The organism is Serratia sp. MMO-28, from assembly GCF_037199905.1.
GTDB classification, from domain to species: Bacteria; Pseudomonadota; Gammaproteobacteria; order Enterobacterales; family Enterobacteriaceae; genus Chania; species Chania oryzae.
The window spans coordinates 88,114-103,141 of the sequence record NZ_JBBCVB010000008.1; the positions used below are offsets into that span (position 1 = coordinate 88,114).

At 55.4% G+C, this 15,028-nt stretch carries 10 protein-coding genes; 5 read left to right on the forward strand and 5 right to left on the reverse strand.

The window, feature by feature from the left end; translation table 11 throughout:
- The first annotated feature begins 70 nt into the window (after positions 1-70).
- Together WG891_RS09210 and WG891_RS09215 are read left to right on the forward strand one after the other, a co-directional pair.
- Positions 71-1,261 carry an MFS transporter gene (locus tag WG891_RS09210; RefSeq protein ID WP_337262516.1) on the forward strand — a complete coding sequence of 397 codons (1,191 nt, stop codon included), beginning with the start codon at positions 71-73 and terminating at the stop codon, positions 1,259-1,261.
- The gene (locus WG891_RS09215) at positions 1,258-2,370 is read left to right on the forward strand and encodes a class II histone deacetylase (RefSeq protein ID WP_337262517.1); all 1,113 of its coding nucleotides are present in this window, start codon (positions 1,258-1,260) and stop codon (positions 2,368-2,370) included. Before WG891_RS09210 ends, WG891_RS09215 begins: the two co-directional genes overlap by 4 nt.
- 46 nt (positions 2,371-2,416) lie before the next feature.
- Here WG891_RS09215 and mngB read toward each other — a convergent pair whose 3' ends face one another.
- Together mngB and mngA are read right to left on the reverse strand one after the other, a co-directional pair.
- Positions 2,417-5,068 carry a mannosylglycerate hydrolase gene (mngB, locus tag WG891_RS09220; protein ID WP_337262518.1) on the reverse strand — a complete coding sequence of 884 codons (2,652 nt, stop codon included), beginning with the start codon at positions 5,066-5,068 and terminating at the stop codon, positions 2,417-2,419.
- Positions 5,069-5,198: 130 nt separating this feature from the next.
- Complete coding sequence (mngA, locus tag WG891_RS09225; RefSeq protein WP_337262519.1) at positions 5,199-7,124, reverse strand: PTS 2-O-a-mannosyl-D-glycerate transporter subunit IIABC; 1,926 nt, start codon at positions 7,122-7,124, stop codon at positions 5,199-5,201.
- Positions 7,125-7,384: 260 nt separating this feature from the next.
- Between mngA and WG891_RS09230 the strand changes: the two genes are divergently transcribed.
- Positions 7,385-8,101 (forward strand): GntR family transcriptional regulator, encoded by a 717-nt coding sequence (locus tag WG891_RS09230; protein ID WP_095996137.1) that lies wholly within the window; start codon positions 7,385-7,387, stop codon positions 8,099-8,101.
- Positions 8,102-8,295: 194 nt separating this feature from the next.
- Here WG891_RS09230 and WG891_RS09235 read toward each other — a convergent pair whose 3' ends face one another.
- A complete protein-coding gene (locus tag WG891_RS09235; RefSeq protein ID WP_337262520.1) occupies positions 8,296-9,216 on the reverse strand; it encodes a L,D-transpeptidase family protein in 921 nt (306 codons plus the stop codon).
- A gap of 679 nt (positions 9,217-9,895) precedes the next feature.
- On the opposite strand from WG891_RS09235, the gene yncE reads away from it, so the two are divergent.
- Together yncE and WG891_RS09245 are read left to right on the forward strand one after the other, a co-directional pair.
- Positions 9,896-10,972 carry a 7-bladed beta-propeller protein YncE gene (gene yncE / locus WG891_RS09240; RefSeq protein ID WP_443006115.1) on the forward strand — a complete coding sequence of 359 codons (1,077 nt, stop codon included), beginning with the start codon at positions 9,896-9,898 and terminating at the stop codon, positions 10,970-10,972.
- A gap of 446 nt (positions 10,973-11,418) precedes the next feature.
- Complete coding sequence (locus WG891_RS09245) at positions 11,419-12,180, forward strand: helix-turn-helix domain-containing protein (RefSeq protein WP_337262521.1); 762 nt, start codon at positions 11,419-11,421, stop codon at positions 12,178-12,180.
- Positions 12,181-12,578: 398 nt separating this feature from the next.
- Here the strand turns inward: WG891_RS09245 and WG891_RS09250 are convergent, their stop codons facing one another.
- Both WG891_RS09250 and WG891_RS09255 read right to left on the reverse strand, forming a co-directional pair.
- Positions 12,579-14,189 carry a hypothetical protein gene (locus tag WG891_RS09250; RefSeq protein ID WP_337262522.1) on the reverse strand — a complete coding sequence of 537 codons (1,611 nt, stop codon included), beginning with the start codon at positions 14,187-14,189 and terminating at the stop codon, positions 12,579-12,581.
- 44 nt (positions 14,190-14,233) lie between these two features.
- Positions 14,234-15,028, reverse strand: coding sequence for a nucleotidyltransferase domain-containing protein (locus WG891_RS09255; RefSeq protein ID WP_337262523.1), 795 nt, complete (start codon positions 15,026-15,028; stop codon positions 14,234-14,236).

The following is a 15,028-nucleotide window of genomic DNA, read 5'->3' on the forward strand; positions in this document are numbered from 1 at the left end:
AGGCCCGGCTTCCGCATGCTCAAAAAACGGCGTGGCGGATATTTATGGATGAAAATCAAGGATATTAACGATGTCCAATAATTCACTTTCAATATCTGTTCCCGCTACGGCGCTCCCCTGCCCGCCCGCGCTGTTAACGGCAATTATTGTTTTTGCGGCCATCGCACCGGGCATATTAATGACTGCACCGGCGGTTGCCGCGCAGTTGGCGCTGCAATGGCAACTCAGCCCCGGCCAGATCGGCCGCTTATTCTCCACCGAACTCGGAGCCATGAGCCTGGCAACGCTCCCTGCCTGGTGGTGGATCAGCCGCATCCACTGGCGCCAGATCGCTGCGCTGGCGGCCGCGGTGTTTATGCTTGGCAACCTGGCCTCGGCGATGGTCAGTGATTACAACCTGTTACTGATACTGCGCTTTATCGCCTCGCTGGCAGGCGGCACGCTGATGATCCTGTGCATCACCTGCGCTGCCAGAACGAGCAACCCCAGCCGGGTGTATGCCTTCTGGGTGCTGGGCCAACTGTTGTTAGGGGTGATTGGCCTGTTGGCATTGCCACCGCTGTTCGCCCATTGCGGCCTGAGGGTGGTGTACCTGATTCTGGCGGCGATCATGCTGTGCTGCCTACCGCTGATCCGCGCGTTTCCCAGCGGCTTTCACCCAACCAACGGCGCTGCCAGCCCGTTCCCAGCGGCCACGCTCAGCCGCAAGCTGTATGCCGTGTTAGCGGTTTTAACCTTCTATATCAGCCTGAGCGCCGTCTGGACCTTTATCGGTAATATCGCCGCTACCGCGGGCCTTTCGCTGGTGCACAGCGGGCAAGTGCTGGCGGCGGCTACTGTGTTTGGCATTATCGGTGCCGGATGCGCCTCGTTGATTGGCGCACGGCGCAGCCATAAACCGCTGTTGTGGATCGGCTATGGCCTGCTGATCGCCAGCATTGTGCTGCTGAGCCGCGATCCACTGGTCATTCGCTTCACGCTGGCTGCGGTGATGTTCAAATTCACCTGGACCTTTGTGCTGCCATTCATTCTGGCGCGCGTCGCTGCGCTCGATAACAACGGCAAGCTGATGAACAGCATCAACCTGGTGATCGGCGGCGGGATGGCGATTGGCCCAACGCTGGCAGGTTACCTGATCGAATCTTCCGGTGGGATCGGCTCTTTGCTAGGCGGGGCGCTCACCTGCGCGCTGCTGTCTTTGCTGCTGATCTCACTGGCTTCACCGCGCACGCCGCGCCGTTTAACAGGAGTTATAAGGTGAAAAGAAAAACCGGTTTCTTCTTTGATGAGCGCTGCTTCTGGCACAGCACCGGCCTGCACGCCACCACGCTGCCGGTGGGCGGCTGGGTGCAACCGCCATCGGGCGCAGGCCATGCGGAATCGCCGGAAACCAAGCGACGGATGAAAAACCTGATGGACGTTTCCGGCCTGTCGCGCCAGCTCTGCCTGCTGAGCGCAGAACCGGCGCAAGAAGAGGATCTGCGGCGTATCCACCCCGCACACTACCTGCAACGCTTCAAGCAGCTGAGCGACAACGGCGGCGGCATGCTGGGGGAAGAAGCGCCATTGGGTCCGGGCAGCTATGAGATCGCCAAGCTCTCCGCCGGTTTGGCCTGCGCCGCCGTCGAAGCGGTGCTGCAAGGCCAGTTGGACAATGCCTACTCTCTGTCGCGCCCGCCGGGCCACCACTGCCTGCCGGATCAATCGATGGGGTTCTGTTTTCTGGCTAACATTCCGATCGCCATCGAACGCGCTCAGGCCAAGCTGGGGCTGGGCAAGGTGGCGGTGATCGACTGGGACGTGCATCACGGCAATGGCACTCAGCATATCTACTGGCAACGGGATGACGTGTTGACCATTTCTTTGCATCAGGACGGCTGTTTCCCTGCGGGTTACGCCGGTGAGCAGGATCGTGGGGAAGGTGTCGGTTACGGCTATAACCTCAATATTCCGCTGCTGGCCGGTGCCGGTGACGACGGCTATCAATACGCCATGCAGCAGATAGCGATCCCGGCGTTGGAGCGCTTCAAGCCGGAATTAATCATTATCGCCTGCGGCTACGACGCCAACGCCCTCGATCCGCTGGCACGTATGCAACTGCACAGCGACAGCTTCCGCGCCATGACGGCGCTGGTGCAAAGCGCTGCCGATCGGTTATGCGAGGGTAAACTGGTGATGGTACATGAAGGCGGTTATGCCGAAGCCTACGTACCGTTCTGCGGGCTGGCGGTGATGGAGGAGTTGAGCGGAATACGCACCGAAGTGCAGGATCCGCTGCTGGGGTTTATTCAGCAACAGCAGCCTAGAGAAGCTTTCAACCAGTTCCAGCGCGCGGCTATTGATAGGCTGGCGCGGGAGTTTGATCTGTAATTCCTGTTTAGAGGCGTGGATATCCACGCCTCTGTCTCCAACATATTTAACGAATAAACCGGAAAGTCTTCGACTGGCACGGCGCAAGCTGGCCGAAATCCCCGCTCGCTGCATTCTGCTGCACTAGCGGTTGTTCATCCATGCCGGTTTCCAACCACGCCTGCGGCGGTTGTTCCAGCGTGAGCTGCCCGCCGATCGTCACCTGTTCTGAAGGGTTGTAGACGCGGATGATCAGGGCTTCGGCATCTTCGGCCTTCTTCAGCACGCTAAGCACCGGGCCAGATTCCGCCATCGACAGCAGGCTAAAACGCAGCGGGGTGCGGAATGCCGCCAGGTTCAGCTTCATCGCATCGAACGGGATCTTGTTGTAGCAACGCACCGGCGTGACGTAGGCCCGCGCCTGCTGCATCACGCCCGCCTGATGCGGTTCGCCCGCAAAGCTGAACAGGCTGAAGCGGCAGTGCAGTTTGCCACGCATCTGCGAATCCGGCGTCGGCAGTTTGATGCCGGAAGGGCGGCCTGGACGCAGCAGTAACTCTTCCTTGCCCAACACGCCGACCGAGCGGAACAGCGTCAGCGCAAAGGTATCGCGGCGTTCACCGACAATCTCAAACTCGCGCAGCCCTTCGGTGAACAGCGCCAAGCCATGGTGCCGATCGTGCAACGCGGCAAAGTTCATCAGTTGCCACACCGGGATCGGCGCTTCCTTCCAGCCTTCCTGTTGCCAATATGCCATCGCCGGATCGTCCACCGGGCGGGTAATGCTGCCAAACTGGTTATCCGCCAGCACGGTTTTGCTGGCAAACGGCGTTGGGATCAGCACGCGCACGCGGTGATCGTCGGCCTGGTTATCCAGTTGCATCTCAATGTCGATGCGGCGGCTGTCGTGCGCCAGCGTGATCTGGCACTGTACGTCCAGATAGCCGTCGGTTTGGCGTTCGGCGCGCTGTTGCAGATTGGCAGGCAGCGCCATACGCAGTGCCAGCGTGGCGGTGCTCTGCCAGGCTTCGTGGCGGATGGCGGTGGTCACAGCGCTCTGCGTGGAGTAGATCAACCATTCCTGGCGGGAAGGAGAATAGTCGTATTCGTCGCCATCGTCCGAGCCGTCTTCCAGTTGCAGCACCTGCTGGTAGCGGCAACCGGTCTGTTTATCTTCAATATCCAGCGTGCCGTTAGCATTCAGGCCGATGCGGTAATAGCGGTTTTCCAGCAGGTCCGCTGGCTGCACCGCAGGTTGGCGCTGAACCCCGGCCTGATTGGCGTGGATATGCAGAGTGCAGTAGCCCATTGCCGGTAAACTTTGGCGCAGCTGAATATCGTATTCCATAAACGGATCGTAGTTACCGTAATGGACGATTTGGCGATCCACCAAGCCTGGGTCGATCTCCCGTGCGGCACGAATAAAGTACTCCACTGGCTGGCCCTGGTCGTCCACCAGCGAGAACTGCTGGGCACGAATGCGGATAGTGGTGTTGATCACCTCTTCACGGGCGTAAGGCAGCAGGTTGAAGAAGGTCAGTTTGTCGGCCACCTGACCTTCCGCATCGCTGTGCTGCACCGGCATGTTGTCGACAATCTTGCGCATATAGAAGCGCACCAGATTTTCGGCCATATCATCCGCCAGGATAAAGCGCGTCATGATCTCCTGATGCACCTTGTCGCTACAGCAGCAGCCGATGCTGTCATGCGCGTGGTTTTTCAGGATCTCTTTCCACATTTTCTCCAGCAGGCCGTGGTGATATTCGAAGCCCAACGACCAGGCGATCGCCGCCAGCGGTTCGAGAATATTGACGATCTTGTTCTCGATCTCCGCGTGGGCGATCTTGATGTCCATGCGAGTAGAGGAGATGGTACGGTGCACGCGCATGTACTTGCCGTCGTTGAATTCACCTTTCAGCGTCGCCAAACGTTCACGGCTGGCTTCGATGCGCTCAAACACTTCTTCAAAACGGCTCATGACAAATTCGCGCTGCGGGTAGATCTCGCGCAGCTTGGCCATCACCGCGAAGATATTCTGCTGCAGCGGCATCTGATCGTGGCCGTTGGGCAGCAGGATGTCTTGGGTAACCGAGGCGTTTTCCAGCACCTTGAAGTAGCTGTCCAGCCGCTTGCGCAGCCCGGCTTCATCTTCCGGCAGATATTTACCGATGGCGTAGCCCAACGGCAGCACCTGCGCCGCCACTTCGCTGCCGTCGTTGCTCTGCCACAGGAATTCGGTTTTGTCGGTGCCGTGGCGCTCGGAGCAACCACGCCAGAACATGGCACGCGTGATGCCAAAGCCGTTGAAGATATGCGGTAGCTGCGAGGACATGCTGAAAGAGTCCGGCAGATAGCCAATCTTCATCGGCTCACCGAAGGCTAAACAATCGCGCATACCGTACATCAGGTTGCGGACGATGGATTCACCGGAGACCACCATGGTGTCGGTCTGGGTATACCACGGGCCGATAATCAGCTTGCCCGCCTGCACCAGCGCCTTCACCCGCTCGGTGTTTTCCGGCTTGATGGAGAAATAGTCTTCCAGCACCGCCGTTTGCCCATCCAGCACGTAGAACCGGTACTCTGGATCGGTTTCCAACCGGGTCAGGATCTCTTCCATATTGTTAATCAACAGGATACGTGACTCCTCGGTGGTAAAATACCACTCACGATCCCAGTGCATATGCGGCGTAATATGAACTCGTGATACTGCTTTCATCTTCAATTCCTAAATAGGGCAGCGCATTCAATAGACTGCCAATCAGTTAACGCTAAACCGTTCAAGGTGAGGCTGCTAGCTCATCACCCCGGCCCTCTCCCCAAGGAGAGGGGGAAATGCGAACCCGAAATTACTGCGGCTGAGCAATAGTGTATTTGCCCTGCTTCATCGCTTGACGCCGCCAGAGGATCAGCACCAGGGTGGAAATCACCGTGCCAATCAGCGCCGCACCCAGCCAGATAGCCGCCGCCAGCAGCCCGCCCAGCCCATTGTCATGCAGCAGGAACAGCGAGAAGATCCCCGCGCCCGGCGTCGACAGGCCGATGCCCATGCCACCCACCAGCGCGCCGGTGACTACCGATCCCACCAGGAAAGAGCCGATCACCCGCAGCGGATCTTCAATCGCCATCGGGATTGCCCCTTCGGTGATGCCCGCCAGGCCCAGCAGCCAGGTGGATTTACCGGTTTCGATTTCAAACTGCTGGAACAGGCGCGGTGCCAGCATCGTCGAGGCGGTAACGGTAAAAGCAGACACCATTTTGACCGCGCCGAAGATCGCGTAGGGGCCGAACACGCCGTTGGCCATCGCCCCCAGGCAGAAGGCATAAGCCGCCTTGTTCACCGGGCCGCCGAGATCGAACGAGCACATAAAGCCGAGGATCGCCCCCAGCACCAGCGCATTGGTGCCGGACAGGCCGTTGAGCCAGCTGGTCAGGCCATTATTCAACCAAGCCACCGGCTGGCCAATCACAAACAGCATCAGGCTGCCCGCCACCAGGGTGCCAATCACCGGGTACAGGTAAAACGTCAAGAAACCGTTGAAGTTCGGGCTGAGGCGCACATGGGTTTTTACCCAACGCATCAGATAGCCAGCGATCAAACCGCCGACCACGCCACCGAGAAAGCCGGAGCCGATCATATTTGCCGCCAGCCCGGCAGCAAAGCCGGGGCCCAGCGCCGGTTTATCAGCCAGCGAATAGGCAGTGTAAGCGGCCAGTACCGGCACCATCAGGGTGCCGAGCATGCCGCCACCCAGTTTGCGATACATCCACAGCCAGGAGTTCTCCTGGTCGAACAGATGTTGCAGGCCGAGGATCTGTGCCAACAGCACCGCCACCGCCAGCACCGTACCACCCGCAACGATCAGCGGCACGGCAAAAGAGATACCGCTCAGCAGCGCCTGCTTGAGTTCGGTTTTCACGCTAATTTTCTGCGCTGGCGCATCCTGCTGCTTAATACGTTCCGCACCGTTGCCGGATTTGCCCGCTTCCAGCGCCTGGTTAAGAATGCGTTCAGCATGTTTGATCGGTTCCGCCACCGGCGTTTCAATGCGCGGAATGCCGTTGAAGCGTTCCACCTCTTTGATCGCCACCTCCGCGGCAAACACGCAGGCGGTAGCCTGATTCAGTTGCTCGGCCGTCAGGCGGCCTTCGATACCGTTGGCACCCTGTTTTTCCACGTAGACGTTAATGCCGAGCTTGCGCCCCGCCTTTTCCAGATATTCCGCCGCCATATAAGTATGGGCAATCCCCGCTGGGCAGGCGGTCACACACACGATCGTTGGCTGGGCAGCATCCTGCTGCGGTTGTTCAGGCTCTGGCGCCTCTTGCGACAACAGGGCCAGCAGCTGTTCCGCCGTGGTGGCCTGCAATACCGCCGCACGAATATCGTCATCCACCAGCGCGGTGGTCAGCGTGGTAAGCAGTTGCATATGGGTGGAACCGGCCTGATCTTGCGGGATCGCCAGCAGGAAGATCAGGTTGACGCTTTCCGGGCCATCAATGCCTTCCCAGTCAATCGGGGTTTTCAGCGTAGCGACGGCAAATGCCGCCTCTTTGACCGTGTCGCTTTTACCGTGCGGCACCGCCAGCCCTTCCCCCAGAGCCGTAGGGCCCTGCGCTTCGCGGGCGAATACCGCCTGCAGGAAAGCCTCTTTGTCGTGCAATTTGCCTTGTGCGGCCAGTTGATCGGCCAGCAGATGAATGGCCTGATCGCGCCCTGCAAACTCCGTTTGCAGGTTTATCAGGCTGGGGTGGGTCAGGCTGCTCAGGTTCATCGCTATCCTCGGTTTAACTACTTTCGCTGCGGAGCCAACATGGCTCCATCACCAGACAGGCGGCGATCATAACAAGCAATACCATACTACTTTGTGATCAATTTCAAATCATCGCTATTTTTGTATTAAATTTGTATTAAATCATATTTATGACAACTAAGTGCTAATTCAATCAGAACAGGGGTTATTGTTTTGTTTCTCACGGTACCAAGGCTAGAATGCTGGCAGAAAGCCATACCACCACCGGGGATGCCAACATCTTGAGCAAGAAGCCTATTTATCGCCAGATTGCGGATACTCTGCGCCAACAGATTGCCAACGGCGAACTGAAGCCAGGGGATGCACTGCCGACAGAAGCCCTGTTGCGTGAACAGTACGGCGTCAGCCGGGTGACGGTGCGCCAGGCGCTGAAGTTGCTGACCGAAGAGCGGGTGATCGAAAGCCTTCAGGGCAGCGGCTGGTATGTGAAGGAAGAGCGGGTTAATTACGATATTTATCAGCTGACCAGTTTCTATGAAAAACTGGCGGACCGTAACGTGGAAACCCACAGCGATGTGCTGATCTTTCAGGTCACCCAAGCCAGCCCGGCGATCGCCGAAGCGCTGCGTCTGACCACCGACGATAAGGTGTATTACGTCAAGCGGGTACGTTACATCAAGCAGAAGCCGGTTACGCTGGAAGAAACCTGGATGCCGTTGGCGCTGTTCCCCGATCTCAGTTACGAGGTGATGCAAAAATCCAAGTATCACTATATCGAGCAGGTGAAAAAGCTGGTGATTGACCGTAGCGAGCAGGAGATTATTCCGGTGATGCCCTCCGAAGATGCGGTGAAGGCGCTGGGGATTGATGCCCAAAAGCCGGTTCTGGAGAAAGTCTCCACCGGTTTTCTGAGTGATGGCACGGTATTTGAGTTCAGCCGTAACGTCTTTAAAAGCGAAGACTACCGATTCACCCTAGTGGCAAAACGGGGGCGTTAAGTAGCAAAAAAAGCGCCCGCAGGCGCTTGAGGTTGATGACAAAGTCGCTTTTGAACCCGAGATACTCGGGCCTAGCGCACCGAGGGGCGCTCCGGCGGCTTACGCCGCTACGACCCCTTCGGCACGCTCTCCCTAATAACGGGCTTTGTCAGCAGTCTGAAGCGCCCGCAGGCGCTTTTAATCTATCAAAACTATCAACCAACGCGGACCGGGTACCCCAAACGCGCGTCAACGGCAGACTTAACTTCATTCTGGTCAACGCTCGGATCCATCAGCGTTTTGCCAACGGCTTGAGAGAAGATGATCGGCACCGGCTCTTTAGACTTCAGCTCTTCTTCGCTGGAAGACAGTGGATTATGCACTTCCAGATAACGTGAACCGTCCGGCTCAACGGTGGCTTTCACTGGCTCATTGATAAACTGCACGCGGGTGCCGACCGGCACGCTGTCGAACAGGTATTTGATGTCGTCAGCACGCAAACGCACGCAGCCATGGCTTACACGCAGGCCGATACCGAAATTGGCATTGGTGCCGTGAATGGCATACAGACGGCCGACGTACAGCGCGTACAGCCCCATTGGGTTATCCGGCCCCGCAGGGTATACCGCTGGCAGGATCTCGCCCTCAGCCGCATACTCTTCACGCATTTTGGCGGTTGGCGTCCAGGTTGGGCCGTCTTTCTTGCGCTGTACGCTGGTGATCCAGTCCAGCGGAGTGTCTTTACCCAACTGGCCGATACCAATCGGCAGCACTACCACGGTATTGGTGCCTTTCGGATAATAGTACAGACGCATTTCAGCACTGTTGATGATGATGCCTTCACGTGGTGCATCCGGCAGGATCAGCTGATGTGGAATGGTCAGCGTGCTGCCCGGTAACGGCAGGTACGGATCCACGCCCGGGTTGGCTTCCAACATGTTGCTCAGGCCCATCTGGTACTGAGCCGCAAAGCTCTCCAATGGCAGTTTGCTGTCTGCTGGCACGGTAATCTGGATATTTTCGCCAACCAGACGACTATTCTTGGCAGGCAAAGGGTATACAACGGCGAGGGCTGCATGACTGAACGCAGCCAGTGCCGTAAACAGGGTTAATAACGCGCGAATGCTCATTTTCATCTTCGTATTAGAGTGGTGGCCGCACTGGCTATGATTAATAAGTATTTATACCCAAGCGACTTCAAGTTGCAGGTAGGCGGCAACTGAGTGCAAATTGATCAAAGATCGATTTGAACAGCGCTTGCGCTGGCCCTTCGGGTGAGCCTCATTCCTGAGGCTCATAAGCCCCAGGAGCTTGGTAAACCAAGTGACCGGGGTGAACGAAGGCAGCCAACACCCCTGCGGCTTGAAGGGCGCCGGGTATAGCCGGCCAAATGTGACCGGATGCGCATTATATGTGCACTTCCCCCCAAGGTGAAACATTACTGGAGCAAATATCACACTTTTTTGTCGCCAGATGTGCCGCACGGTAAACTTTGTGAAGATATCGGCCCAGAAGCGCCAAGTCGGGGCCTGAAAATAATCACTGTGCCAGCCAGCGTCAGCTTTCCACGGCCGCGCAGGCGCTAGCGGAAACCCTTGATCTGAGTAAATATTAGCCAATTCGGCCTTTCATCCTCTGCAACATGAAAAAACGCTCCCTTTCTTTATTAAGAATGATTATCATTACCAAATAAAAAGATCGGCATGCAACGCCGTGACCGATCGGATGTTTATCTTTGATTCAATGCTGAGCCTGAATTTGGCCGCAGGGGCCTGCACCCTGTGGCGTTATGTATTTTGATGAAATGGAGCCTGTATGAATGCTGTAACGACACTTGGCCGCCGGTTGAGCGCGCGCGCGGTTTACCCTCTGTTGCTACTCACCACCCTGATGTTTACCAGCGCGCTGCGGGCGCAGACGGAGCCGGAGTTACTGCGCAAGCCGATCGGTAAAGGGGCCTACGAAATGGTGTACAGCCAGAGCGAGAATGCGCTGTATCTGGCAACCTCGCAGAGCAGCAAGCTGGACAAAGGCGGGATCGTGTATCGTCTTGATCCGCAAACGCTGGATATTACGCAAATTATTCATAGCGACCTGAAACCCTTTGGTGCCGCCATTAATCCCCAAACCGGCACGCTCTACTTTGGCAATACCGTCAGTAATTCAGTCACCGCTATCGACAGCAAAACCGGCGAGGTGAAAGGCCGCCTGGTGCTGGACGCCCGCAAGCGATCCGATACGGTAAAACCGCTGGCCCCGCGTGAGCTGGTGGCCGATGCCAGCAGCAATACCCTGTATATCACCGGCCTGGGGGAGTCCAGCGTGGTGTGGGTAGTGGATGGCAAAGATCTGACCCTGCGCACCACCATCACCGATACCGGCAAATTTGGTACCGGCCTGGCGCTGGATGCGGCGGCAAACCGCCTGTATGTGACCAATGCCGCAGGCGAGCTGGTGACCATCGATACCAAGACCGACAAGATTCTGTCGCGCAAAAAGCTGGATGAGGCGAAAGAGCATTTCTTCCTGAATATCAGCCTGGATCCGGCTACGCATCGTGCCTTTCTCACCGATTCCAAACAGCCACAAGTATTGGTGGTCGATACCCGCAACGGCAGTATTTTGCAAAAAATCGACCTGCCGGAATCGCTGGCCGTACTGTTTAATCCGGCGCGTAATGAAGTGTATGTCACTCATCGCAAAGAAGGCACGGTAAGCGTGATCGATGCGAAAAGCTACACACTGCTGAACACGTTCAAGACCCCGGTCCACCCGAACAGCCTGGCGTTGTCGCCGGATGGGCAGACCCTGTATGTGAGCGTGAAACAGGCATCCAGCCGTGATAAAGAAGCCACGGCACCAGACGATGTGATCCGCATTGCGTTGAAGTAATTGCTGTACGCTGACAACCTGACCTTTCTCACTATTTTACTAGCCCATATCAATGGTATGGGTTATTTCTTTATAAAATATTCATCGTATATCCTTTGAATAATTCACGCGGCGGACAAGCGATGATAAACCCTAATATTTGTCAGGCTGATAACCGAACATCACTTATATTAACCCTAAATGGTTACCATATTGATGAATTGACATTATTCAGCTTATCAATTTGATTTCCATGACTTTAATTTTACACAATCAATATACGCATAACGCAAAACAAAATATCATCTCCCCAAGATATAAGACAACTTTTATAGTGCGCCCCGTCAACGAATTTGGCAGTGAAAGTAACATTATTTACCTTCTACTCTTGCCTCATTAAAAAATAACACCCCCTCTGATCTGATAAAAAATAACATCAGCTCTACTTGGAATTTTAGGGTTACACCATGTATCAAAAAAAAATCGTGCTGCAATGCGCCTGCCATTTCACCTATCTTGGCTTAAGCTCGTTAATTAATAATACGTTTTCTTTTCATAACGTTAATGTTATTGGCAGTAGCCATTTTCCAGAAAAATTCGCCTCAGATGTCAGTGACTTTATTTCGGGGGATATTGCCATTATCGCGTTAAGCCATAGTGACTATAATCCTGCATCATTGATTAATCTGGTTTATGGGCGTTTAGCTAAAGTCCCACTGAGCAGCAGGATATTATTAATTGGCGATCCCACCTATCTGCCTAGGCTGCAATACTACCTCGGGAGCCTGAAAAACACCTGGGCATTTATGGATATCTCAATGCCTACCAGGCAGTTGCAGCAACAGTTGCACCATGCCGTTTCAATGCATGCTGATATGTATCAGCGTTCCAAACCCACTGGCAATACGCTCACACGGCGTGAGTTGAGCATGCTGTACCGGCTGTTGAACGGGCAATCCGTTATGCAGATCGCCAAGGAGTTCGGCATAAGCGAAAAAACCGTGAGCTGTCATAAACGTTCGGCACTCGTGAAACTCAAGATGCGTTCACTGCATCCTTTGCTGCTAGATAATAACCACAAGGAAACCCTATTTCACAAATTATCGCCATTAATGCCTGATTATCCCGCACGGAAAAGAAGGTTTATTTTACCCATTCTGTTGGAAGGTATTGATCAAAAAACCTCGCGCTTATCAAAACGCCGCAGGTTAGTACGAGAGTTTGTCTAATACGCTTTATCAGAAATGCCTCCTTTGCGGAACATATTAAGCAGCGTTTCATACAGCACGCTGTAACCGTAGCCGCGGGAAACGGCCTAGAGTGATGTCATTGCAAAAATCTGCGTCCACGGATGGATATCGGCCTCATTAATCGCCGTCGCTCGTCGTTTATCAGCGTGTTACGCCGCTGGCCGAAAATCAGACGTCTTTCCTTTCCCAAATTGTCAAACCGCGTCAATCCTCATGTACGATTCATTTTCACTTACTTTACCTGTGTTTATCTTGAGCTATAACGATCGCCATAAAGGCGGTGAAGAGAAAGCACAACGCAAAGACCATGCCGATCGCAGTAAATCGCGATACCTGATAATTCCCCCCCTGAGAGCCGCTATCAGGGGAGTTACAACTCAAACAGTAGCGATCGCAAAGTTGATACACAACGCCTGCAGGCGCTCACGCACAGAATCATCGGGCTCATTACGTAAACACACCGCCACAGCTTGTGACATTTCGGGCAACCAATCAGCTTGAGGCCATACCTCCAAGGCGTTAAGCACCATATGCCGGTTACGAATCACCTCGCTGCGTAACCCTACCGACAACAATGACCAACCCATTCCTGGGAATTTTTTCAGATCCTGCAGCACAAAATCCAATGCCTGATGCTGTCGATAAGCCAACCCAAGCCCCATTGCCGTTCCTGGTCCAGAGGCGATTGCGCCTAAATCCAACTGCTGTTCAGCTAACGCTATCACCCTAGCGATATGCTGTGGCCGATCGGTCTGCATTAACTGATACCAATTGTCATCCAAAGGATCCGCCAACTGCCGCGAGAAAATAGCTTCCCACGGATCCTGCTGACGCAAGCGGCTGGCGATAATCGCCAGGTTGAAAAGGTATTTATCATCTCCGCCTAAGTGACCTGCAATGATATCAGCCCATTCCGGCCATGCCATAACCGCCTTCGCTTGTTCAACCAACCTGTTGCACTCTTCCGCTTCCCATACCGCATTCTCTTTGCCGATCTGTTCTTGAGCAAAGCGCACAATATCGCTCGCCGCCAGATAATGCTGTATTTCCGACGGCTTAGCCGCCAGTACGCAACGCAGGTAACCTTCGCAAGCCAGTGCCCCATCGGCATAGTCGTTCATACACTGCGCCGGGCCGCCATTGATTAACGCCTGCAAAATCTCTGCAGCCCCCAATAATATCGACGCATCAGGGGATTGCTGCATCGCCTGGAGTAATTGCCCGTGAGTAGCACAATGCCAAGCGGTGTATTCATTCATCACCGCATTACGATAGCCTTCACGCAGCAACCAGTCGCGGCTTTGCTGACTCAGAGGTTCTGGCAAACGTTCAATCAGATGTATTCTTCCCCAGCCAAGGGTACGTTTGGCCAGAGCAAACCAGACAAGTTCGTATTCATCCGCTGGCAGTATGGCGCTCAATGCCACCATCGCGTAGAGCGTAAATTCATCATGTGCCCCCAAGGTGCTGAGTATCTGGCAACTTTTCTGCGTTGGGAAAAAGGCCAACAGCGCCATGGCTACCTTGACCACGTTGCGATCCGGGCTCTCCGTTGCCAGCCATTCCGTCAACGCCTGTAACTTGTTGGCGGGCAGTTGCTGGTCTTGCGCAACCGCAGCAAGCAATGCATCGATATAATTGAGCGGTGAATCCTCAGATAACAAACGGTAGAGCCGCTCGACATGCAGTGGTTGCGGCTTATGCAGCACATTTTTCAATGCGGCCATGATGGCCTCAACCGGTGATTCATCACCACCGGCCCCCATATGGTGACCAAAAACACCGTCAAGCGCCCCTGCCGACCAGCGGATTTTGCCATCAATAAGCGGGGGTTCATCCGGTAAAGTTTCTGCCTCTGCGGGCAACGGCTCAGCGCTATTTTGCCAAGCCGCCAACCAACGATAAATTGCCGTGCTATCAGCCGCCCAAGGGGCTGGGAAATGAGTTGAACTTCCTTTACCAAAAAGACGCGCTAACCCTATTTTCATTTTTTTATACTTAATATCAGCGGGGAAATGCCTCTCCGCGCAAATTACCCCATCACCGTACGATAAAGCAGCTGATCCAACGATCGATCGCTGCGCGCCGGGCTCGCAGGCAGCGCCGTCTGCCGCGCATCTGCCGCCAGTTCCTGGGTGATAAACGCGTGGATCGCTTCCCGGCGCGGGCCATATTCCGCCTCACCAGCACGCCGTTTCGCCGCCAATAGCTGGTGGATTTCTGCCAACAGCAGCGGATCTTGCACCGTCCCGGCCAGCAGCCGATCAAAGCGCATCGGCGGTGCCCCCTTGCCTGCCTCTATCCAGCGCACCGCCAGTAACGGACGCAGTACGTAGAAATATTTCTTCAGCCGCACCTGTTCCCCCTGTAGATAACCGCGGAAGTTTTTCCGCGCCATCGACAGATAGTGCCAACGCGCCCGCTGGGCGGAGAACCACTCGGGAACTATGCTGCGCAACGCCGCGACGCTCTCGGCGGTTTCCTGATAGATCACCGGGGAGTCCAGCCACTCGATCAGCGTTGGGTTAGCCCGTTTCAGCAAACCCAGCGCCTTGCGCCATTCCCAGCCGCACACGTCCAGTTCATGATCGATCGGCAGTTCGATCACATCCCGCTGCGGCTCGACCCGCAGATACCATTGCGGCGGGTGGACGTACAAAAAACGCACGTCGTAATCGCTATCTGGTGAGGCAAAGCCCCAGCCACGGCTGCCGGATTCGCAGGCATACAGCACCCGCACATCGTAACGCTGCTCCACGTCACGCAGCACCTGCGTGACTTTTTCCCGCATCGCGCTGCCTACGCCATTTAACTGCTGTTCCATCAT